General features: G+C 73.1%; 23 protein-coding genes. 13 read left to right on the forward strand and 10 right to left on the reverse strand.

All coding sequences use genetic code 11. The features are described from left to right. Window positions 1-26: 26 nt before the first annotated feature. The 7 genes from ACTWPW_RS30580 (at window position 27) to ACTWPW_RS30610 (ending at window position 6,842) form a co-directional block, all read left to right on the forward strand. A complete protein-coding gene (locus ACTWPW_RS30580) occupies window positions 27-1,121 on the forward strand; it encodes a sensor histidine kinase (RefSeq protein ID WP_375108404.1) in 1,095 nt (364 codons plus the stop codon). Beyond that, a complete protein-coding gene (locus ACTWPW_RS30585; protein WP_443170653.1) occupies window positions 1,118-1,768 on the forward strand; it encodes a response regulator transcription factor in 651 nt (216 codons plus the stop codon). The genes ACTWPW_RS30580 and ACTWPW_RS30585 overlap by 4 nt, the downstream gene beginning before the upstream one ends. A 103-nt stretch (window positions 1,769-1,871) precedes the next feature. Further along, window positions 1,872-4,058, forward strand: coding sequence for an MMPL family transporter (locus ACTWPW_RS30590; protein WP_443170654.1), 2,187 nt, complete (start codon window positions 1,872-1,874; stop codon window positions 4,056-4,058). Window positions 4,059-4,106: 48 nt separating this feature from the next. Next, window positions 4,107-4,646 carry a hypothetical protein gene (locus ACTWPW_RS30595; protein ID WP_443170655.1) on the forward strand — a complete coding sequence of 180 codons (540 nt, stop codon included), beginning with the start codon at window positions 4,107-4,109 and terminating at the stop codon, window positions 4,644-4,646. Between the two features lie 45 nt (window positions 4,647-4,691). Beyond that, window positions 4,692-4,994, forward strand: a complete 303-nt coding sequence (locus ACTWPW_RS30600) for a hypothetical protein (protein WP_443170656.1) — start codon at window positions 4,692-4,694, stop codon at window positions 4,992-4,994. Between the two features lie 33 nt (window positions 4,995-5,027). Next, window positions 5,028-5,936: a hypothetical protein gene (locus tag ACTWPW_RS30605; RefSeq protein WP_375108401.1), complete on the forward strand. Its 909-nt coding sequence runs from the start codon at window positions 5,028-5,030 to the stop codon at window positions 5,934-5,936. Between the two features lie 21 nt (window positions 5,937-5,957). Continuing rightward, window positions 5,958-6,842, forward strand: coding sequence for a hypothetical protein (locus ACTWPW_RS30610; protein ID WP_375108400.1), 885 nt, complete (start codon window positions 5,958-5,960; stop codon window positions 6,840-6,842). On the opposite strand, the gene ACTWPW_RS30615 is transcribed toward ACTWPW_RS30610, so the two are convergent. Further along, window positions 6,827-8,029, reverse strand: a complete 1,203-nt coding sequence (locus tag ACTWPW_RS30615; protein WP_375108399.1) for a glycosyltransferase — start codon at window positions 8,027-8,029, stop codon at window positions 6,827-6,829. The genes ACTWPW_RS30610 and ACTWPW_RS30615 overlap by 16 nt on opposite strands. A 4-nt stretch (window positions 8,030-8,033) precedes the next feature. After that, window positions 8,034-8,849 carry a formylglycine-generating enzyme family protein gene (locus ACTWPW_RS30620; RefSeq protein ID WP_443170678.1) on the reverse strand — a complete coding sequence of 272 codons (816 nt, stop codon included), beginning with the start codon at window positions 8,847-8,849 and terminating at the stop codon, window positions 8,034-8,036. Between the two features lie 138 nt (window positions 8,850-8,987). Between ACTWPW_RS30620 and ACTWPW_RS30625 the strand changes: the two genes are divergently transcribed. Genes ACTWPW_RS30625 through ACTWPW_RS30635 form a run of 3 tightly spaced genes read left to right on the forward strand, consistent with a single transcriptional unit; the run spans window position 8,988 to window position 11,601 of the window. Next, entirely contained in the window at window positions 8,988-10,211 is a 1,224-nt protein-coding gene (locus tag ACTWPW_RS30625; RefSeq protein ID WP_443170657.1) for a cytochrome P450, read from the forward strand. 9 nt (window positions 10,212-10,220) lie between these two features. After that, window positions 10,221-11,180: a Ppx/GppA phosphatase family protein gene (locus tag ACTWPW_RS30630; RefSeq protein ID WP_375108397.1), complete on the forward strand. Its 960-nt coding sequence runs from the start codon at window positions 10,221-10,223 to the stop codon at window positions 11,178-11,180. Between the two features lie 58 nt (window positions 11,181-11,238). Continuing rightward, window positions 11,239-11,601 (forward strand): hypothetical protein, encoded by a 363-nt coding sequence (locus tag ACTWPW_RS30635; RefSeq protein ID WP_443170658.1) that lies wholly within the window; start codon window positions 11,239-11,241, stop codon window positions 11,599-11,601. A 9-nt stretch (window positions 11,602-11,610) separates the two neighbouring features. On the opposite strand, the gene ACTWPW_RS30640 is transcribed toward ACTWPW_RS30635, so the two are convergent. Both ACTWPW_RS30640 and ACTWPW_RS30645 read right to left on the reverse strand, forming a co-directional pair. After that, entirely contained in the window at window positions 11,611-12,042 is a 432-nt protein-coding gene (locus tag ACTWPW_RS30640) for an ATP-binding protein (RefSeq protein ID WP_364132878.1), read from the reverse strand. Window positions 12,043-12,131: 89 nt separating this feature from the next. Continuing rightward, a complete protein-coding gene (locus ACTWPW_RS30645; protein WP_375108395.1) occupies window positions 12,132-12,677 on the reverse strand; it encodes a TetR/AcrR family transcriptional regulator in 546 nt (181 codons plus the stop codon). 157 nt (window positions 12,678-12,834) lie between these two features. Here ACTWPW_RS30645 and ACTWPW_RS30650 point away from each other — a divergent pair, with 157 nt between their 5' ends. Then, window positions 12,835-13,764, forward strand: coding sequence for a GNAT family N-acetyltransferase (locus ACTWPW_RS30650; RefSeq protein ID WP_443170659.1), 930 nt, complete (start codon window positions 12,835-12,837; stop codon window positions 13,762-13,764). Between the two features lie 6 nt (window positions 13,765-13,770). Here ACTWPW_RS30650 and ACTWPW_RS30655 read toward each other — a convergent pair whose 3' ends face one another. The 4 genes from ACTWPW_RS30655 to ACTWPW_RS30670 form a co-directional block, all read right to left on the reverse strand. After that, window positions 13,771-15,048: an AAA family ATPase gene (locus ACTWPW_RS30655; protein WP_364132870.1), complete on the reverse strand. Its 1,278-nt coding sequence runs from the start codon at window positions 15,046-15,048 to the stop codon at window positions 13,771-13,773. Further along, a complete protein-coding gene (locus tag ACTWPW_RS30660) occupies window positions 15,045-16,484 on the reverse strand; it encodes a hypothetical protein (RefSeq protein WP_443170660.1) in 1,440 nt (479 codons plus the stop codon). Before ACTWPW_RS30660 ends, ACTWPW_RS30655 begins: the two co-directional genes overlap by 4 nt. A 64-nt stretch (window positions 16,485-16,548) precedes the next feature. After that, window positions 16,549-17,679, reverse strand: coding sequence for a hypothetical protein (locus tag ACTWPW_RS30665; RefSeq protein WP_375108392.1), 1,131 nt, complete (start codon window positions 17,677-17,679; stop codon window positions 16,549-16,551). Continuing rightward, complete coding sequence (locus ACTWPW_RS30670; protein WP_443170661.1) at window positions 17,676-18,470, reverse strand: hypothetical protein; 795 nt, start codon at window positions 18,468-18,470, stop codon at window positions 17,676-17,678. Before ACTWPW_RS30670 ends, ACTWPW_RS30665 begins: the two co-directional genes overlap by 4 nt. Before the next feature lie 171 nt (window positions 18,471-18,641). On the opposite strand from ACTWPW_RS30670, the gene ACTWPW_RS30675 reads away from it, so the two are divergent. Beyond that, entirely contained in the window at window positions 18,642-19,244 is a 603-nt protein-coding gene (locus tag ACTWPW_RS30675; RefSeq protein WP_443170662.1) for a PadR family transcriptional regulator, read from the forward strand. Continuing rightward, window positions 19,234-19,959, forward strand: a complete 726-nt coding sequence (locus ACTWPW_RS30680; RefSeq protein ID WP_443170663.1) for a VOC family protein — start codon at window positions 19,234-19,236, stop codon at window positions 19,957-19,959. Before ACTWPW_RS30675 ends, ACTWPW_RS30680 begins: the two co-directional genes overlap by 11 nt. A 7-nt stretch (window positions 19,960-19,966) precedes the next feature. Here the strand turns inward: ACTWPW_RS30680 and ACTWPW_RS30685 are convergent, their stop codons facing one another. Together ACTWPW_RS30685 and ACTWPW_RS30690 are read right to left on the reverse strand one after the other, a co-directional pair. Continuing rightward, on the reverse strand, window positions 19,967-20,644 hold the full coding sequence (locus tag ACTWPW_RS30685) for a class I SAM-dependent methyltransferase (protein ID WP_375108388.1): 678 nt from the start codon (window positions 20,642-20,644) through the stop codon (window positions 19,967-19,969). A gap of 61 nt (window positions 20,645-20,705) precedes the next feature. Continuing rightward, window positions 20,706-21,203: an ATP-binding protein gene (locus tag ACTWPW_RS30690; RefSeq protein ID WP_443170664.1), complete on the reverse strand. Its 498-nt coding sequence runs from the start codon at window positions 21,201-21,203 to the stop codon at window positions 20,706-20,708. Window positions 21,204-21,239: the final 36 nt, after the last annotated feature.

Here is a 21,239-nt window from a genome sequence, read left to right on the forward strand (position 1 = left end):
CTGGAGGGGCGCACTAACGTGCACGTATGCGGACGATTGCCCTGGTATGCGGCATGGGGGTGGCCGTCTACACCTCCACCGTCATGGCGTACGGCAACCAGCCCGGCGCCCGGCCGCTCGACCTGCTCGGCCACGTGCTGCTGACCGTCGCGGCGCTCGGGCTGGCCTGGTGGCAGCGGCGGCCGGAGCTGGCTCTGGCCTTGTGCGCGGGGGCGGCGGCGGCCGTGTTCACGCTGGGGTACGCGCTCGCGCTGTGGCCGGTGCCCGCGCTGATCGCCGTGTTCTCGGCCATCGCCGCGGGGCGCCGGGTGGCCGGCTGGGCGGGGGCGGCGTTCCTGGTGGCGATGCCGGGGGCGGTGGCGGTCGTGCGGCCCGAGACCGACATCGTGCTGGCCGCGATCCTGTGGGCGCTGCTCGTGCTGGCGGCGGCGCAGCCGGCGGAGGTGTCGCGGGCCAGGCGGGCCTACACCGCCGAGGTGGAGCGGCGGGCGGCCGACGCCGAGCGTACCCGGGAGGAGGAGGCGCTGCGGCGGGCCCAGGAGGAGCGGCTGCGGGTGGCCAGGGAACTGCACGACGTCACCTCGCACACGGTGTCGGTGATCGCCCTGCACGCGGCCGTCGCCGCCGAGGCCGTCGAACGCGCCGGCGGCCCGTCCGAGGCCGCCGCCGCCCTCCAGGTGATCCGCTCCTCCAGCAGGCAGGCCCTGTCCGAGATGCGGGCCGTGCTCGGCGTGCTGCGCCCCGGGTCGGGTATCGCGCCGCCGCCGGGGTCGGCGCAGTTGCCCCGGCTGCTGGAGACGGCGGGGCTGCCCGTGCGGCTCGACGTCGAGGGCGAGCGCCGCCCGCTGCCGCCGGCCGCGGACCTGACCGTCTACCGTGTCGTGCAGGAGGCACTGACCAACACCATGCGCCACGCCGGAGCCACCGCGGCGACCGTGACGCTGACGTACGAGAGCGGGGCGGTGACCGTGCGGGTGGACGACGACGGGAAGGGCGCCCAGGCCCCTCGCGGGCACGGGCTGACCGGCATGGCCGAGCGCGTCGCCGCCGTGGGCGGCCGGCTGACCACCGCGAACGTCCCCGGCGGCGGCTTCCGCGTCACGGCCAGGCTGCCGGCGTGATCAGCGTCCTGCTGGCCGACGACCAGCCCCTCGTCCGGGCGGGCCTGCGGGCGCTGCTCGACACCGAGGACGACCTGACCGTGGTCGGCGAGGCCGCCGACGGCGCCGAGGCGGTACGCCTGACGCGGCGGCTGCGGCCCGACGTCGTCCTGATGGACATCCGCATGCCGGAGCTCGACGGCCTGGCGGCCACCCGCACCCTGGCCGCCACCGGCGTGCGCGTCGTCGTGGTCACCACCTTCGACCTCGACGAGTACGTGTACGAGGCGCTCCGCGCCGGCGCCAGCGGCTTCCTGGTCAAGGACGCGGAGCCGGCCGAGATCCGGCACGCCGTCCGGGTGGCCGCCCGGGGGGACGCGCTGCTGTCGCCCGGCGTCACCAGGCGGCTCATCGAGGAGTTCACGGCACGGCCCGCCGCCCCCGACAACGGCCGGCTGGCCCCGCTGACCGGGCGCGAGCGGGAGGTCCTGGCCCGGGTCGCCCGCGGCCTGACGAACGCCCGGATCGCCGAGGAGCTCTTCATGAGCCCGCTCACGGTCAAGACGCACGTGAACCGGATGATGACCAAGCTGTCGGTGCACGACCGGGCCCAGCTCGTCGTCATCGCCTACGAAACCGGCCTGATCCGCCCCGGCAACCCCACCTGACGGGCGGCCCCCCACCCCCGCCTGCGGAGTACCACCATCGATGTAGTCGCTCGCCCGCGTCCGGACGACGACCGCGGGTGCCCGCCCTTTCTAGCGTCGCCGCATGATTCGTTTCTGCATCCGTCACCGGCGGCTGGTGGTCGTGCTGTGGGTGGCGCTGTCGGCCGCGCTCATCGCGGCGGCGGCCACCTGGCCGGGCCCCTCGGACGACGACTTCTCGCTGCCGGGCTCCGAGAGCCTGCGGGCCGCCGCCCTGCTGGACGGGGCCGCTCCGGAGGCGCCGGGCGCGCTGGTCGTCTCCGCCCCGTCCGGCGTCGACTCCGCCCCCGTACGCGACTCCGTCGCCGCCCTCGTCACCCGCATGAACGCCGTCCCCGGCGTGCACGTGACCCCCGGCGCCCAGCGCGTCTCCGAGGACGGCACCATCGCCTCCATCCCGATCGAGTACCCGGACCCGGCGGCCGCACGGCAGCTCGGGGAGCTGCGCGACGGCTTCCGGGCAGACGGTGTGACCGTGGAGCTGAGCGGGGACGACTTCGCCGACTTCACCCCGGGAGGCGTCACGGAGGGTGCCGGGCTGCTGGCCGCCGCGGTGGTGCTGCTGGTGGCGTTCCGCTCCCTGATCGGCGCCGCGATCCCGCTGGTCGTCGGCGTGGTCGGGGTGACCTGCGGCGTCGCGCTGCTCACCGTCCTGTCCAACGTGGTCGGCACGCCCAGCTTCGCCGTCTACCTGACGATCATGCTCGGCCTGGGCGTCGGCATCGACTACGCCCTGCTGATCGTCACCCGCTTCCGCACCGCGATGGCCGCCCGCCCGACGGTGGCCCGCCCGACGGTGGGGAGAGGCCCGAGCACCTTCGCGGCCCCGACCGGCGGCACGGCCTGGACCGCCGACACGGCCCCGGGCGACGGCGCGAGCGCGGGCATAGGCGCGGGCGCAGACGGTGGCACGGGCACGGGCAGTGGCGCGAGTGCGGGCGGGGGTGCGGTTCCTGCGGGTGGTACGGGGGTGGCGGTGGAGGAGGCCGTGCGGGAGGCGATGCGGACGGCGGGGCGGTCCGTGCTCTTCGCCGGGCTCATCGTGATCGCCACCGGTTCCGGCATCTTGTTCCTCGGCCCGTCGCTGGGCGGCGGGGTGGCGCTGGCGGCCGGGTGCGGCGTGCTCATGGTGATGCTCGCCGCCCTCACCCTCCTCCCCGCGCTGCTGCGGATGATCGGCCCGCGGATCGACAGGTTCGCGCTGCCGCGCCGGAAGGAGGGCGTACCGCTGTCGTACCGGTGGAGCCGGGTCGTGCAGCGCAGGCCGTGGCTGACCGGCGCGGTGGCGCTGGTGGCGCTCGGCGTGCTCGCCCTGCCCGCCGCGCACCTGCGCGTCGGCTGGTCGGACGCGGGCAACCGGCCGGTCACCGACACCACGCGCCGCGCCCACGACCTGCTCGCCGTCGGCTTCGGGCCGGGCATGGCGGGCCCGCTCGTCCTGGCCGCCGGCGGCGCGGCGCCGGGTGCGGACCTCGCCAGGGCGGTCGGCCAGGCGGCCGGCACGCCGGGTGTCGCGCGGGCCTTCCCCGCCGGGGAGCGCGCCGCGATCGTGATCCCCGCCACCGGCCCGCAGGACGAGCGCACGGAGGAGCTCATCCACCGGCTGCGTGCCGAGCTGCCGGGGCCGGTGCTCGTCACCGGCTCCACCGCCGCCGCCCTCGACTACTCCCGCCATTCCGCCGACCGCCTCCCGTGGGTGGTGGGGGCGGTGCTGCTGGCGGCGTTCGTGCTGCTCACGGCCGTGTTCCGGAGCCTGGTGCTGCCGTTGAAGGCGATCGCGGTGAACCTGCTGTCCATCGGCGCCGCGTACGGCGTGATCGTGGCCGTCTTCCAGTTCGACGTGCTCGGCCGGGGCACCGCGGGGCCGATCGACGCGTGGGTGCCGACGATGCTGTTCACGATCATGTTCGGCCTGTCCATGGACTACGAGGTGTTCCTGCTGTCCCGGATCAGGGAGGAGTATCTGCGGGACCGTGACAACGCCCGCGCGGTCGCCGCCGGGCTCGCCAAGACCGCCAGGGTCATTACCGCCGCGGCTACGATCATGTTTTGCGTGTTCGCCGCGTTCGGCGCTTTCGACGATCGCGCGCTGAGCACCATGGGGGTCGGTCTGGCCGCCGCGGTGCTGGTGGACGCCACGGTGGTGCGGCTGGTTCTGGTGCCTGCCGTCATGGAAGTGCTCGGCGGGCGTAACTGGTGGTTCCCCAGCCTGACCTTTCGGAGGCTGACACTCAGGCGGTTTACTACGTAATATCCGAACATCACGAGCGTTGGGGGCGCCAGGGTGCCAGGACAGAACGTGGGTGTGGTCGTCGATCCGGCGGTGCCGCCGGAGGTTGCCGGACTGTTGCGTGCCAACGCCCCGTTGTTGTCCAGGGTCAGAGCCGGGTGGGTGCCCCCCGCGGGCGTGGCCCCGTCGCGCCGCCGCAGCCCCTCCAGCGCGCTGCTGCTGGCCGCCACCCCGGTCGTGATCGCGCTCATGGCGGTGCTGCTGGCCTCGCCGATCGCGCCGGCCGGGTTCGTGCTCCTCGGCACGTACGTCTTCATCGTCCTGGTCAAGATCGCCTCCATGAGCGAGGTGGCCGAGAACGACCGGCCGCACGAGCGCGGCGTGTACGAGCAGGCCCGCTGGTACGACGGCCGCTTCCTGATCCCCGAGGACTTCGACCAGGACGCCAGGCTCGTCCTGACCAGGGCGCAGCGGGCGATCGGCTCCGTGCTGCGCTCCCACGTCAACGCCGAGGGCCTGCTCGACGACGCCCGCAACGCCATCATGCTGCCCGCCCAGGAGTGGGAGATCGCCCGCCTGCTGGCCAAGCTGTCGGCGCTGCGCCTGTAGCACCGCGAGCTGCTGTCCAGGGGCATCGCCCCCGAGGTGGCCGCGGTGATCGAGCCGCTCGAACGGGCCCTGGTCAACAGCGAGGCCGCCGTGGTCGCCCGGGTCGAGGCGCTGGAACGTTACGCCGGGCACGTGGCCGAGGCCGAGCGCGCCTACCACGCCCGCGGCCAGATCGAGGAGCTGCGCGCCAGGCTGCCCCGCTACGAGGAACTGCTCGCCGAGTCGGGCGCCGACTCGCTGGCCGTGCCGGAGATCGAGCGGCTGGCCGAGGACGCCGACGTCCTCGAACGCACCTTACGCCGCAGCGTCGAGTCCGCCCACGAGGCGTTCCGGTACCTGGAGAGCTGACTCTCGGACAGACCGGCACATAGGATCGGTAACGTGCCCGGACGTCATGCCAAGGTGATAGTCGATCCGGCAGTGCCCGACGACGTCGCGGCCTTACTACGTGACCATCGCAAGCTCCTCCTGCGCATCCACACGGGCTGGGTTCCCGAGCACAGGCGCCGCCTGCCCGTGGTGGGGCTCGTGGGCCGGCTGGCGGCCACTGCGACGGCCCTGGTGGCGGCCGTGTACGGCCTGGGGCTCTTCGTCGCCGAGCGCTACCCGCCGTTCGTGGTGATCATGACGGGGGCGGCGCTGCTCATCGTCAGCGTCCTGCTCAGGCCCAGGCCCGACGCCGAGGTGGAGCGGCGGCACGCCCTGGAGCGGGAGGTGTACGAGGCCGCCCGCCGCCACGAGGGCCGCTACGTCCTGCGCGAGCGGCTCGACGAGCCCGCCAGGGCTCTCATGACCCGCGCCCAGGCCGCCATCGAGCAGGTCATGGACTCCAGGGTGAACGCCGAAGGGCTGCTCGACGGCGTACGCAACGGCGTGATGCTGCCCGCGCAGGAGTGGGAGATCGCCCGGCTGCTGGCCAAGCTGTCACAGCTGCGCGCCGAGCACCAGGAGGTGGTCGCCGAGGGCGTCACGCCCGAGGTGGCCGCCGTGGCCGAGCCCCTCGCCCACGTCCTCGACAGCAGCCAGCGGGCGGTGCTGGCGCGCGTCGAGGCGCTGGAACGTTACGCCGGCCACGTGGCCGACGCCGAGCGCGCCTACCGTGCCCGGCACCAGATCGAACAGCTCAGCGCCAGGCTGCCCCGCTACGAGGAGCTGCTCGCGGAGACCGGCGCGGACGGATCCGCGGTCCCGGAGCTGAGCCGATTGTCCGACGATGCCGACCGCCTGGAGCAGGCGTTACGCGACAGTGTCAGCTCCGCGCACGAGGCTTTTCGCCACCTTGGTGGCTGACTTCGCTTAGGATCCGGATTCGTGGCGGATGTGGTAGTAGACCCCGGGGTGCCGCCGGACGACGCCCAGCTGCTCAGGGAAAGCCGGCGGGTGTTGCTCAAGATGCGCCAGGGCTGGGTCCCCCAGCCGCGGCGGACGATCTCCGGCACGCACTACCGGATGATCGCGGCGTTCGGCACGGTGGCCTTCTTCGGCCTGTTACTCGGCGTCGGGGCCCTGGGCCGCGGGCTCGGCCTGCTGCTGCTCGTGCTGCTCGGCATCCCCATGATGATCGTCCTGTTCGTCCGCAACGACCTGCCCGAGGACGAGGAGGACGAGTACGAGCGGGAGGTCTACGAGCAACTCCGCTGGTACGAGGGCCGCTACGTGCTCACCGAGGACCTCGACGAGTCCTCCGCCCGCCTCCTGGCCCGCGCCCAGCGCGCCATCGCCACTGTGACCACCTCCCGCGTCAACGCCGAGGGCCTGCTCGACGACGTGCGCAACGGCGTGATGCTGCCCGCGCAGGAGTGGGAGATCGCCCGGTTGCTGGCCAAGCTGTCCGCCCTGCGCACCAAGCACAGGGAGACCGTCTCCCAGGGGCTCACGCCCGAGGTGGAGGCCGTGGCCGAGCCTCTGGCCCGGGCGCTGGACAGCAGCGAGGACGCCGTGCTGGCCCGGGTCGAGGCGCTGGAACGTTACGCGGCCAACGTCACCGAGGCCGAGCGCGCGTACCTGGCCCACCACCAGATCGAGGAGCTGCGCGGCCGGCTGCACCAGTACGAGGAGCTGGTGGCCGAGACCGGGGCCGACGGGTTCGCCATCCCGGAGCTGGAGCGCCTGGCCGAGGATGCCGACCGGCTGGAGCAGGCGCTGAGGCGGAGCGTGAGCTCCGCCCAGGAGGCCTTCCGCTACCTCGACCCGTAAGAGCCGTGAGGTCCCTGGGATCCATGGGATCCATGAGACCCCTGGGCCCCGGGGAAGCCCTGCCGGCCGGCGGTCTCCAGGAGCAGGTCGCACACCGCGTCTGCCGCGTCCACCCGGCCCAGCTTGCCCGCCGCCAGCCCCATCGCCTGCCGCAGCCCCGGATCGGCCAGCAGCGGCATCAGCTCCGCCAGCAGCATCTCGCCCGTCGGACGCGGCTCCAGCAGCGCCCGCGCCGCCCCGGCCGAGGCCAGGTAGCCGGCGTTCTTGCGCTGCTCGTCACCGCCGGTCGGGATGAGCGGGATCAGCACCGAGGGCTTGCCGATGGCGGTCAGCTCCGACACCGTCCCGGCCCCGCTGCGCGAGATCACCACGTCGGCCGCCGCGAACAGGTCGGCCAGCTCCGCCCCCACGTACGGCACCGGGTGGTAGCGGTCGGCCAGGTCGGGCGGCAGCGCCACGGCCCGCATCTGGTCGATCCACGCGGGCCCGCACTGGTGCACGATCTGCGCGTGCGGCAGCAGCACCGGCAGGATCTCCGCGATCAGCGTGTTGATCTGCTTGCTGCCCTGCGCGCCGCCCGTCACGTAGATCAGCGGCACCTCGAACGTCAGCCCGAACAGGTCGTAGGCCGCCGCCCGGTTGCCCTGCAGCAGCTCCGGCCTGATCGGGTTGCCCGTCACCACGGCCTTCGACCGCGCCGAGGCGGGCAGATACTCCAGCGACGACTCGTGTGACAGCGCGATCCGGGTCGCCAGCCTCGACAGGATGCGGTTGGCCAGCCCCACCACGGTCGTCTGCTCGTGCATCACCAGCGGCCGGCGGATCAGCTTGGCCGCCACCCCGATGGGCACCGCCACGTAACCCCCGGTCGACAGCACCACGTCGGGCAGGTAGCGGGCCGCGTGACCGACCGCCTGGAACACCCCGATCGGGATGCGGAACACGTCGGCGATGTTCGTGCCCAGCTCCTTGAGGTTGGGGCGGCGGCGCAGCTTTCCCGTGGTGATCGCCTTGAACGGGATGCCGTGCTCGGCCGTGATCCGCGCCTCCAGGCCGTTGGCGGTGCCCACCCAGAGCACGTCGTGCGGCACCTGACGTCGCTGGACGGCCGAAAGGGTCGTCAGGGCCGGATAGGTGTGACCACCGGTGCCGCCGCCGGTGATCAACAGTCGCAGGGTTCGTGACATGCGATCAGAGTATGGCCGCACAGCGGAAGCCGGTGTGCCCGGTCGCCGAGTCGGGCGTGTTCGAGGTGCGCGCCGCCACGCGGTAGCGGTTGCAGTAGGAGTCGTGACACATGTACGAGCCGCCCCGGATCACCTTCGCCGTGCCCTCGGCGGGGCCGGTGGGGTTGTCGGCGTACGGCTCCCAGCCGGTGCCCCACCAGTCGGCCGTCCACTCCCAGACGTTGCCCGAGACGTTGTAGAGCCCGTAGCCGTTCGGCTGGAACGACTTGACCGGCATCGTCCCCTTGCTGGGCGCGGTCGGGAAGTGGCCCTGCCAGATGTTGCACCGCTGCCGCCCCTTGGGCTCCAGCTCGTCGCCCCACGGGTAACGCCTGCGCTCCAGCCCGCCCCTGGCCGCCATCTCCCACTCCGCCTCGGTGGGCAGCCGCTTGCCGGCCCACGTGGCGTATGTGGCGGCGTCGTTCCAGGACACGTGCACGACGGGATGGTTCTGCCGGTCGCCGATCGCCGAGCCGGGGCCCTCCGGCGAGCGCCACGTGGCCCCCTCCACCCCCACCCACCAGGACGCGCCCGGCACGGTGGCGTCCATCACGCCGGCCGTGGCGAACTGGTGGAACACGAACGACCAACCGATCCGCTCGGCCTCGGTGACGTAGCCGGTCTCCTTGACGAACGTGGCGAACTGCGCGTTCGTCACGCACACCGGATCGATCATGAACGGGTCGAGCCGGACCTCCCGCACCGGCCCCTCGCCGTCCTCCGGACGCCCGTCGGGATCGTCCCCGCCCATGAGGAAGGTCCCGCCCGGAATGCGCACCATCCCGCGCGGCGCCGCCCGCCGCGCGGTGATCCGGACGCCCTCCTGGTACGGCCCGGCGGCGTCCCTGCTCGGGCCACAGCAAGCGCTCAAAGATCCCCCAAACGTGTCATGACACCAAGGAAGGGTAGTCCCTGGAGCATGCCCACGATCACGCGGGCGGCCCCGGTCACCGCAGCCCAGGCGCTGACCCTGGCCGCCGTGCTGGCGCTGCCGGCCCTGGCGCAGGGCGTCGTGGTGCGCCGCCCGTCCATGGTGCGCCTGGCGGCGCTGGCCGACGCCGACGGGCGCGCGATCCGGCTCCTGCGCCGGCTGCGGGCCGAGCACGGCGACGGGCCGCTGCTGGTCCCGATCCCGGGGCGCGGCCCGGCCCTGCTGCCGCTCGCCCCGCACGACGTGCGGGCGGTGCTGGAGGACCGGGCGTTCACCCCCGCCAGCAGGGAGAAGCGCGGCGCGCTGGCCCACTTCCAGCCCGACGGCGTGCTGATCACCCCCGAGCGGGAGCTGCGCGACCGGCGGCGCGAGCTGAACGAGCGGGTGCTGTGCTCGGAGTTCGCCCCGTTCACCCGGGTCGTCGAGGAGGAGGTCGCCACGCTGCCCCGCCACGGGGTGCTGACGTGGCCGCGCTTCCAGGCCGCGCACCGGCGGATCGTCCGCCGCGTCGTGCTCGGCGACGGCGCCCGCGACGACGTGACGCTCATCAGGCAGCTCGACCGGCTGCGCCGCGACGCCAACTGGTCCTGGCTGCGCGGGCGGCGCACCGACGTGCGCAACGCCTTCCGGCGCCGCCTGGCCGGACACCTGGCGCGGGCCGAGCCCGGCAGCCTGGCCTCCGTGCTCGCCGGCGCCCACGCGGCGGCCGACGTGCACGCCGAGGGTCAGGTGCCGCACTGGCTGTTCGCCTACGACGCGGCCGCCATGGCCTCCTACCGGGCCCTGGCCCTGCTGGCGTGCCACCCAGGGCCCCACGACCGGGACCGCCTGCGGGCGGCCGTGCTGGAGTCCGTGCGGCTCTGGCCCACCACGCTCGCCATCCTGCGCGACGTCACCGGCCCCACGCCGTGGGACGTCCCGGAGGGCACGACGGCGATCGTCCACAGCCCGTACGTCAACAGGGCCGAACCCGGCGACTCCTACCGGCCCGAGCTGTGGCTCGGCGGCGGCCAGGAGTGGGCGGGGGTGCCCTTCAGCGCCGGGTTCGCGCGCTGCCCGGGGGAGGAGCTGGTGCTGTTCACCTCGGTCGCGTTGCTGGACGCCTTCCTGCGTGAGCGCTCAGTCAGACCGTCCGTCACGTTGGAGGATCCGGTGCCCGCCTCGCTCGACCACTTCCGACTCCGTTTCGCCGTAAAAGCCGCATACCGGTAGCGTTTTCCCATGCGACTCGGCGTGCTGGACATCGGCTCGAACACCGTCCATTTACTGGTCGTCGACGCCCATCGCGGCGCCCGGCCCATGCCTGCCTACTCTCACAAGGTCGACCTGCGCCTGACCGAATACCTCGACAAGGACCACCGGTTGCGCAAGGAAGGCATCGAGCGGCTCGGCAACTTCGTCGAGGAGGCCGTCCACCTCGCAGAGGACAAGGGGGTGGAGGACCTGCTGGCCTTCGCCACCTCAGCCGTGCGCGAGGCCGCCAACGGCGAGCAGGTGCTGGCGGAGATCGACGAGCGCTGCGGTGTGCACATCGCGGTCCTCTCCGGGCGCGACGAGGCCAGGCTGACGTTCCTGGCGGTGCGGCGGTGGTTCGGCTGGTCGTCGGGGCGGCTGCTGGCGTTCGACATCGGGGGCGGGTCGCTGGAGATCGCCGCCGGGGTGGACGAGGAGCCCGACGTGGCCGTGTCGCTGCCGCTGGGCGCCGGGCGGCTGACGCGCGACTGGTTCACCGGTGACCCGCCGTCCGCCGACGAGGTGCGCAAGCTGCGCAAGCACGTACGCGCCGAGATCGCCCGCACCGTCGGCGACGTCGTCCGCTACGGCGAGCCCAACCGCGCGGTCGCCACGTCCAAGACGTTCAAGCAGCTCGCCAGGATCGCCGGGGCGGCGCCCTCCAGCGACGGCCCGTACGTCTCGCGCTCGCTGTCGCGCCAGGACATGGCCGACTGGGCCGTCAAGCTCACCACGATGGACTCGGCCGAGCGGGCCCAGCTCTCCGGCGTGTCCGAGGGCCGGGCGGCGCAGCTCGCGGCCGGTGCGCTGGTCGCCGACGCGGCCATGGACCTGTTCGAGGTGGACCGGCTCGACGTGTGCCCGTGGGCGCTGCGCGAAGGAGTGATACTGCGCCGGCTCGACCTGCTGCCGGGACGGCTCGATCAGCTCAATGGCGGGGCGGAGTAAGCTCGATATAGCCCTATTTATTGGCATAAAGCACTGGTTGGCGGGCACTTTCCGCCGAATGATGACAGTGCTCGGCACGATCGGCTCCCTGGTGGTCGTCCTCCTCCTCGTCGTCCTGGCCGTGCTGCTCATCTCGGCCGTCGCGATGGTCACGCTGCTGGCGATGGCCGCCTCGATGACGCAGTGGAGGACGGTGTGGCGGCGGCTGACCCGGCGCCGGAGCGGGCTGGAGCTGAAGCTCAGCGGGCCGGCGGTGCCCGAACGCCTGCGGGCGGAGCTGCACGGGAGCGTGTCCCGGGTGCGCCGCCGCTTCCTGCTCGGGGATGCCCGGCCGGGGGAGCGCAGGCCCGCCGAACGGGGCGGAGGCCCCCCTCGGTCCCGGCTCCACCGGCGTGCGGTGGAGCGCCATACCAGGACCTAGAGGAGCCTCTCAGGTGGTCATGAGGTGCCGCCCGGCCGCCCCCGGCGCGTACCGCAGGCGTTTCTCCAGGCAGACCACCGCTCCGTGCTCTTGCCTATTGGTGAAGCGGATGTCGTCGGCGAGCGCGCGCATGATCTGCAGCCCGCGTCCGTGCTCTGAGCCGGGGTCGGGTATGACCAGCTTGCGCGGGTCGAACCCGTTGCCCGTGTCCACGACCTTGATGATGCAGAGGTGGTCGTGGACCGACGCGCTGACCGTGTAGTCGTCGCTGGGGGCCGCGTGCTTGATCACGTTGGAGCACGCTTCGGTGAGCATCAGTTCGATGTCGTCGCGGATCTGTGGCTCGACGCCGAGCGACCGCAGCGTGCCGTCCAGCATCTGCCTGATCAGCGGGACGCTCGCCGCATCCCTGGGCAGTCGGAGCGCTATCGTAGCCTCCACTGCGCCTCCTCCCGTTGGATGCGTGTCAGCCCCCTGCCCCCGATGCGGTGTCCCAATCGTCCGTTTCTGGAGGGGCGGGAGCGAAGCCGCTACGGCTCCAGCAGGCGCATGGCGACCGCCAAGGTCGCCTTGTGGATCTCCTCCTCGGAGAGATCGTCCGCCTTCGTCAGCCATTTGCCGGCGTGCAGCGCGAACAGCGCCAGCGAGTGGCTGATCCGCTCCGTGGGCGTGGCGTCCGGCTCGCTCATCTCGGCCGTGAGCTCCATCATCCGCTCGCGGATCTTGATCATCGTGGGGTGGTCGCGCAGCGCGGTCTGGTTGCGCTCCAGGAACCGGGCGATCCCGAGATGCCGGGTGGCGCGGATGCTCGCGGCGTAGCGCTCGACCAGCTCGCGGCGCATCTCCGGGGTCCTGGGCCGGCTCCTGACCCAGGCGAGCAGCTCCTCCAGGGCGGCCAGGCGCATCTCGACCAGGCTCGCCACGATGTCGTCCTTGGTCTTGAAGTGGTAATAAAGTGCGGCCTTCGTCACCCCGAGCTCCTCGGCGATCTCCCGCAGCGAGGTCGCCTCGTAGCCCTGCTCGGTGAAGAGCCTCAGCGCGATCTCCTGTATCCGGGTTCGCGTGTCTTCCCGCACTTCGCACCTATTTCGACTTGACGGCCGGCAAGTAAGTACCCGGCTCATTCTACGTTTGCCGGCCGGCAAGCCGGAGGTGACCGGGTGCCGTCCCGCTGCGCGGCGCCGTCCCGAAAATGGGAGGCGCGCTCCCGGCGCGTTGTGGACAATCCCTCCCATGCACACCATCAGCCGGCCACGGGTGGACGACGCCGCCGCCATTCACGAACTCGTCGCGGCCTACGACACCTCGGTGATCGGTGGCCCCGACTCCACGCTCGACGACGTCGTCGACGAGCTGGTCGAACCGGGCTTCGATCGCGACAGGGACGGCTGGCTGGCGCACGACGCCGGCGGCCGGCTCGACGGCTACGCCTGGGTCTGCCGCAACGGCGAGAGCGACCTGGTGGACGTCGAGGTGATCGTCCGCCCCGGCGTGGACGGCCTGGCGGACGAGCTGTGGCGGGCCGTGCTCGACCGGGCGGCCGAGCTGGGCGCCGAGCACGGCCACGACTCCGTCACGCTGCACATCGGCGTCTACCGCGACGACACGGCCAAGCAGGCCAGGACGAAGGAGCTGGGCTTCGAGCCCGGCACCAGCTTCCACCGGATGCGCATCGACCACGACGGCCCGGTGCGGCCGCCCGCCGCGCCGCCCGGCCTCACCCTGCACACGGGCGAGCCCGAGGACGTGCGGCGCGAGGCGCACCGCGTGCACCAGGAGGGCTTCGCCGAGCACTTCGGCTTCGTCCCGAGCTCCTACGACCAGTGGTACGAGCGCAGGCAGGCGATGACCGTGACCGACTGGAGCCAGCTCACGCTGGCCCGCCTCGACGGCCGGCCGGCCGGGGTGCTGATCGGCAGCAACCAGTTCCTGCCGGACGAGGGCTGCGGCTACGTGGCCACGCTCGCCGTGCTGCCCGAGTTCAGGGGGCGGGGGCTGGGCCGGTTCCTGCTGCGGCACGCGTTCGCCGCCGACGCCGCCCGCGGGCGCAAGGGCACGATCCTGCACGTCGACTCCAACAACACCACGCCGGCCCTGGGCCTGTACGAGTCGGCGGGGATGCGCCAGGTCATGGCCATCGACGTCTGGCGCCGCCGCCTCTGACCGGGCTCACACCCGGTGGCGGGACAGGTGCTCCAGCACCGACTGGTTGGCCTCCCACCCGTCGGGGAACTTCACCGGGACCCCCAGCTGCACCGGCTCCGCCGATGGATGGGCGTCCAGCAGCTCGGCGATGCCCGCCCTGGCCACCACCACGCACGCGTGCCGGTGCCGTGAGGCCAGCACGCACAGCCGGCCCGACTCCAGGTGGAAGGCCGTGGCGTCCCTGCGGCCCGACAGCGGGTGCAGCACGATCGTGACGTCGTACTCGCGGCCCTGCAGCCGGTTGGCGGTGTCCACGGTGATCTCCGGCGGCAGGCCCGCGGCCCGGATGGCGGCCACCTGGTCACGGTGCGCGGCCCCGACCGCGATCCGGTCCGCCGTCACCGGCCCCTCGCCCTGCTCGGAGCCGGCCACCGCGCCGCGCTGCAGCAGCCGCTCGGCCAGCAGCGCCACCGCCCGCACGGCTTCCGCGTCGGTGCGTACGGTGTGCCGGTTCGGCAGCTCCAGCAGCGCCCACCCCGACCGGGCCGCCTCCTCCAGCGCCCGGTCGTGCACGGTGCCCATGCCGCCGGTCGACAGCTCCATCCACCGGTCCCCGTGACCGGTGCCCGACCGGAACCCGGTGAACGGGTAGAACGCCTGCGACACCACCGGCGCCGCCGACGCCGGCAGCCGCCACGACACCGGCAGCCGGTGCACGGGCAGGTCCGGGTTGTGCCGCAGCAGCACCGACACGGCGCTCTGCAACGGGTCCCACGACAGCCCCGACCAGCGGTCGCCGTCCACGATCGAGAACGGGTCGAGCTGCCCGGGGTCGCCCACGAACAGCGCCCGCTCGAACAGCCCCGCGATCCGCAGCAGCTTGTCCGAGCGCATCTGGTACGCCTCGTCCACGATCGCCCACGGCCACACCCGGTCGCCGATCCACGCCCATTTGTCGGCCGTGGCGATGACGATGTCCGGGTCGCCCAGGTCCTGGATCCGGGTGCCGACCCGGACGCCGGGCAGCTCCAGCATGCGCAGCGGCGGGACGTACCCGCTCGCCGACAGCCGGCCCACGGTCAGGTGCGGGTGCTTGTCGCTGATCCGGGCCACCAGGTCGTCGACCTGCTCGTTGGTCTGGGCCACGATCATCAGCGGCTCGCCGGTGGCCGCGATGTGGGCGGCGGCGCGTACGACGAGGGTGGACTTGCCCGCCCCGGGCGGCGAGTCGACCACCACGCCGCGGTGCCGCGGCAGGTCGGCCAGGACGTTCCTGATGACCTGCTCCGGGCTGTCGGTCACGACCAGTCCTCCTGGGCGTCCTCGTCGTCGGGCACGTATGCCTGCTGTGGTTCCTGTGGCGGCCCGCCGTGCGTCCACGGCGTCGCCTCGGCCTCGGGCAGCGCCGGCGAGCCCTGGAAGTCGTCGGTCAGCGAGGTGTAGCAGACCCGCTCGCCGAGCTCCGGCACCGCTCCCGGGGCGGCCGTCCTGCCCCGGCCCATGCCTTTGGTGATCTTGAGCGTCACCAGGCCCTCGCCCGCCTCCACCAGCTCGGCGCCCTGGCCGCGGCGCTGCGGGGTGCCGAGCGACGTGCCGGGCGCGAGGTGCACGGGGTCGTCGGTCTTGATCACGACCAGCGGGCGGAGCTTGCGCGAGCGGCCCTCGCCCTCGGTGTTGTCCGGGACCGTCTCGACCACCTCGCCCGCGAACGCCTCGCCGGTCAGGCGGTATTCGGCCATCACCAGGGGGTCGTCGTAGGCGCGCTGCACGTCGTAGCCGGCCTGGGCGCGTTCCATCCGGGCCAGCTTGGCCGCCGCGGTGACGGCGCCGTCGCGGCGGGGCTGCGGCGGGGCGCCCTCGGCGATGTGCACCGCCATGCCGCTGAACGAGCCGCGGTCCTGCTCCCACCGCTGCGCCACGCTCGCGCCCTCCGGCAGGGCGGCGAGCAGGTCGATCGCCTGCCACATGAGCCGCCACGTGGGCTCCAGCTGGGTACGCAGCGCCTCGGTGATGCGCTCGGCCGACTCGCTCTCGATCGCCGGGGCGAGCACCTCGGCGTCGAACCCCGGATCGGTCGCGGGCCCGGCGGGCGGCCAGATCAGCGGGTCCTCCGCCTCGTCGCTCGGGCCCGTGGTGATCCAGGCGAGCAGCGCGGCCAGGTTGGCGTCCTCCAGCGAGCTCTGCCCGCTGGCCCAGTGCCGGCCCAGCTCCTCGGTGGCGGCCAGCATCAGCGACGAGCCCGGGTAGGCCGCCCGCTCCCCGAGATAGGTCAGCCACCGCCCGAGCAGCGGCACCCCCTCGGGCACCGGGTACGGCCCCTCGGTGCTGCGGAAGCGCGTCGAGCGCCCGAGCAGGCGGGTGAAGGCCACGCCGGCCGGGTTCGGGACGAGCAGCTGCGGCGCGTCTAGCGCGCGCTCGTAGGGGTCGGCGTTCCTGCGCTCCACGGTCTCGGTGTCGTTGAGGAAGCTCTCGACGTACGGCAGCACCTCCCCGGCCAGGTCGGCGGCCCAGGCGAAGCGCAGGTCGCGGTTGCGCGGCTGGGTCACCACGAGCAGGCGCGGCCGGTCGCGGTCGGTGCCGAGCATCGCCGCCAGCGGCGCGGCGGCCTCGCCCGAGAGCTTGAGCGGGATGAACACCATCGGCCGCGCCGAGAGGTGGCAGTGCCTGACGGTCGCGACGGGCTGCGCGATGCCCTCGTCAAGGGCCCGCAGCCGGGCGAGCGAGGTCAGCAGGCTCATGTGGGGCTTCTCCGCGGCAGGCTCAGGTCGATCGGTCTCCGCGGCGGGGTGGTCGGCGGCGGGGTCATGTCAGGCACTCCCTGCGCAGGCGTTCGGCGTTGCGGAGCAGCCGGGCGATCTCCTCCTGGCCCTCGGCGGGGTCGCGGGCGCCGTCGGCCAGGCCCAGCGCCTCCGCCACGGAGGCGACGCCGCCGAGCTCGTCGCGCACCTGGCGGCCGAGCAGGTCGGAGGCGCCCTCCTGGCGGGCCTCGTCGCGGCAGAAGAAGCACAGGTCGCACGCGGACAGGCAGTCGGGCGCGTAGCGGGCCGTGGTCCTGCGCACCGCGTCGGCCAGGTCGGCGACCGGCCTGGTGGGCCGGCCGTCCTCGTCCGGCCGCAGGTCGAAGGTGAGGTCCTCGGGCAGCCCCTCCAGCAGCCGGTCGAGCGTGGTCATCCGGGTGAGCTGGCGGCGCAGCACGGCCAGCTGCTTGCGTACGTCGACCAGGGTCGCGACGGGCCGGTTGGCGAAGTTCTCCGGGCAGACCAGCACCACGTCGTGCGACACCTTCAGCGGGTCGTGGCCCAGGTCCTCCAGCAGGGTGCGCAGCGCCAGCACGTACACCGCCGCCTGCCGCGCCGCCGCCGCCACCGCCGACGGGTCGGCCTGCCCGTCGATCACCGCGAACGACTTGATCTCCACGATGTGGAACCGCCCGCCCAGCTGGAAGGCCACCACGTCGGGCTCCAGGTAGGCGGTGTGCCCGGCGATCTCCAGGCTGAGCAGCGGATGGTCGTAGAGCGTGCCGGCGTCCTGGCCCTCGCCCGCCGCCCGGTCGAACAGCGCCCTGGTGTGGGCGTGGCGCAGGTGGGCGCCGACGTTCTCGACGTCGTGGTAGGACACCTCGGCGATCGGCAGGCCGAGCAGCTCGCGCAGCATGCGCAGCAGCTCCGCGCACCCGTCGGCCTTGACCAGCGCCTCGAACATGTTGCCGCGGGTGATCGCGAACGGCGACTGCCCGAACGGCGCGGGGAACCCCAGGTGTCGGGCGGCGGCGTCCTTGTCGATGCCGGCGCCGTCCATGAGGGCGCGGCGGGTGCAGCCGGGGTTGGCGGCCAGGGCCGCGATGGCGCGGGCGTCGTGCGGCTGCTGGGGCGTGGTGCCCCGCAGCGCCTCCAGCCGGTGCACATGGTCGCCTTCGCGCTTCAAGCCGCTCACTTCGCGTTCTCCTTCTTGATCGTGCTCAGCGTAGCGGCGCCGAACAGGCGCGCGGCGTCACCGAGCTGCGCCGCGGCGCGTTCCGCCAGCTCGGCGCGATCCCGCGTGTCGCGATCGGCGTGCACGCGCAGCTCCGCGCGGGCCGCCTCGACCACCCTCCCGGGGTCCTGCGTGCCGAGCGTGCCGTCGGTGGCGCCCGGGATGTTCCTGGCCATGCGGACCAGTAAGCGGGCCCCCCGCTCGTTGCCCGCCTCGTTCCTCAGCTCCTGCTCGGCCACCGCGATGGCGCAGGTCAGGAAGTCGACGCGGGGGCTGAGCGGGCCGACCACGCGCCGCTCCAGCGGCCACGTGCTGAGCGTGAGCAGGCCCCGGGCGGGGGAGAGGCGGTCGGTGAGGGCGGCGCACAGGTAGTACGGCCGCCCGTGGGGGGAGGACCTGAACGAGCGCTCCTCGTCCCTGCGCAGGCTGGTGAGCTGGTTGCTGCGGATCGTGCCGCCGAAGAACGCCTCGCTGACGGCCACGACCAGCCTGGGCTGGGCGGCCGCGCCCAGGAGCCCCAGCCCCTGGTGCACCTGCTCCCGCACGGTGACCAGGCGCGGCGGCTCCTCCTTGGCGCCGCCCGCGGGCCGGGCCTGCTCGCCGCTCACGAGGGCGTCCCAGGCGCGCTCGGCACTGCGCAGCTCGGCCCGCAGGACGCGGGCGGTCGCGCCGTCCCGGGCGCGCATCGCCTTGCGCACGCCGGCCCGCAGCTCGTCGATCCGCCGCTCGAGATCGTCCAGCCGGTCACTCATGGCGCGACTGTACCAACAGTCCCAGCATTTTCCAGTAATTTGCCGACATTGACGCCATTGCGTGATCTACATCGTAAAGGCGCTTGCCCGGTCGCACTAGCCAAGTTTGGCTAGCGACGGTACGCTTCCCGGGAGCTAGCCAAATTTGGCTAGCCGTCTTTGGGGAGCTCGATGAAGTCGGTACGGCTACTGGTCCTGGGAGCGCTGCGCAGGCGCGGACGCGCACACGGCTACCAGGTCCGCGCGGATCTGGAGGCGTGGGGCGCGCACGAGTGGTCCACCGCCACGTCCGGCTCGGTGTACCACGCGCTCAGGAGCATGGCCGCCCAGGGCCTGCTGGTGACGCACGAGACGGTCCGCTCGGAGGCCGGGGGACCGCCGCGGATCGAGTACGAGCTGACCGGCAGGGGCGAACAGGAATACTTCACCCTGCTGGGCCGGGCCCTCACCGACCACGAGCCGGGCCTCGACGTGCTGGGCGCCGCCGTCGGCCTGATCGAGGACCTGCCCCGGGAGCGCGCCCTGGAGATGCTGCGCGAGCGGGCCAGCGCGATGCGCGAGTGGCGTACCAGCATCACCTCGCATCTACCGGCGGGCACCGATCTGGACACCTGGGGACCGGTGGGCGAGGTCCTGTCCCTGTGGCTGACCACCGCCGAGACCGGCGCCCGATGGACGCACCGGCTGATCCGCCGCCTGGAGGAGGGCGCGTTCACCATGGCCGGCGAGGACTCCGCACCCACGCAACCCGATGGAGGAACCCATGGCCAATGAGATCACCGTGCCGCTGCTTCCCTGCCGGTCCATCGACGAGATCGAAGATTTCTACACCATGCTCGGGTTCACCCGGACCTACCACCAGTTTCGCCCGAACCCGTACGTGGCCCTCGAACGCGAGGACCTCCAGCTGCACTTCTTCGGCATGCCGGGCTTCGACCCCGAGGACTCCTACGGGACCTGCCTGGTCATCGTGCCCGACACCAGGGAGCTCTTCGAGGCGTTCGCGGCGGGCATGCGCGCGGTCCACGGCAGGCTCCTGATCTCCGGGATCCCCCGGATGACCCGGCCCCGCAGGCGCAAGAACGCCGACGGCCATTCCGGGTTCGCCGTCATCGACCCCGGCGGGAACTGGATCAGGATCTCGTCCGCCAGGCCCGCGCCCGAGGAGGAGTCCCCCGGCAGGCTCACCACGACCCTGCACAGCGCGGTCGTGATGGGCGACTCCCACGGCAAGCACGTACGGGCGGCCCAGATCCTGGACGCGGCCCTGGAGCGCGACCGGGCCACCGCGACGCCCGCCGAGCTGCTCGAAGCGCTGGCCTACCGTGCCGAACTCGCCCTGCGCGCCGACGACTCCGCTGCCGCCGGCGACGCCCTCGCCCGAGCCCGCGCGCTCACCCTCTCCGACGCCGAGCGGGACAGGCTGGCCGAGAGCCTGGCCGCCCTCGACGACCTGGAGGCCGTCCTCCGGCCCGCCCCTCGCCCCTGACCGCGGGTCAGAGCGGGAGGGCCACCACCCAGCTGCGGTCCTCGGTGAGGAAGCGGTCCAGGCGCAGCCCCTCGGCGGCCAGCTCCGCGGCGAGGTCGTCGTCGGTGAGCCGCCTGGAGGAGAACGACTGCGTCCACACCTTGTCGTCGCCGTACGTGTAGCGCATGGTCGCTTCGTAGATCCCCGGCGACACCTCCTCGACGGCCGCCATCGTGATCGTGATGTCGCCGTCGTCGCGTCCCATGCCCGGGTGCCAGCGGTCGTGCGCGTCGGCGGGCATCCACTGGATCAGCACCGCGCCGGAGGGCTTGACGTGCCGCGCGCAGGTCGCCAGCAGGGCCTGCCGGGTGGCGTCGTGCACGGTGTTCACGAGCTGGGAGGCCAGCATGACGGTGTCGAAGCGCCGGTCGAGCCGCAGGTCCTGGACGCGGGCGAGCACGGTGCGGGTGCCGCGCACCCGGGCGAGCATCTCGGGCGACTCGTCCACGGCCACCACCGCGAAACCGCGGTCGAGCAGCGGATGCGTCACCCGTCCGACGCCGGCGCCGAGCTCCAGGACGGAGCCTCCGGGCGGGGTCACCTGGGCGACGATCTCGGGCTCGTCGCCGGCGGCCAGCAGGCTGTAGAACTCGACAGGGGATCCGTCAGGGGTGATGGGGCCGGGGCCGGTACCTGATTCACGCATGTCTCGAAACTATCCCCGCGGATCAAGGCGGGTGGGGCCATCGCGCACGATCGGCCATCGGCTATGGCACGCCGACCGGTTGTGCGGGGTGGTGGTCGCTCCGGACGCGCTGGTCGGGCCGCTGGTCGGCCCGCTGGTCGGGCCGGTGGTCGGGCCGGTGGGGCACGGCGGGGTGGTGGCGGACGCCCAGCGTGAGCAGGGAGCCGTGGCCGGTCTGTTCGAGCGCGACCTCGTCGCACAGGTGCTGGATCACCCACAGGCCGTACCCGTGGGACCCGGCCGGGTCGACGCGGGCCGAGGCGAGGTGGTCGCGGGTCAGGCGGCCCGCGACGTCGAGGATCTCCACGACGATCCGGCCGACGGCGGTGCGGGCGGTGAGGGTGCCCGACCCGCCGCCGTGGTCGAGCACGTTGGTGACCGCCTCGTTCACGGCCAGCACGAGGTCCTCCAGCCGCCCACGGGGCAGGCCGCAGTGGTGACCGTGGATGCGCACCAGGTCCCTCATCAGGCCGAGGTCGGCCGTGATGGGACAGCGCAGTTCGAACTCGAAAGTCATCATCGTCTCGCCGCCGGGGGCCAGGAGGAGTCCATTGGC

Origin of the sequence: Nonomuraea sp. KM90 (assembly GCF_052246675.1) — a bacterium.
Classification (GTDB): domain Bacteria; phylum Actinomycetota; class Actinomycetes; order Streptosporangiales; family Streptosporangiaceae; genus Nonomuraea.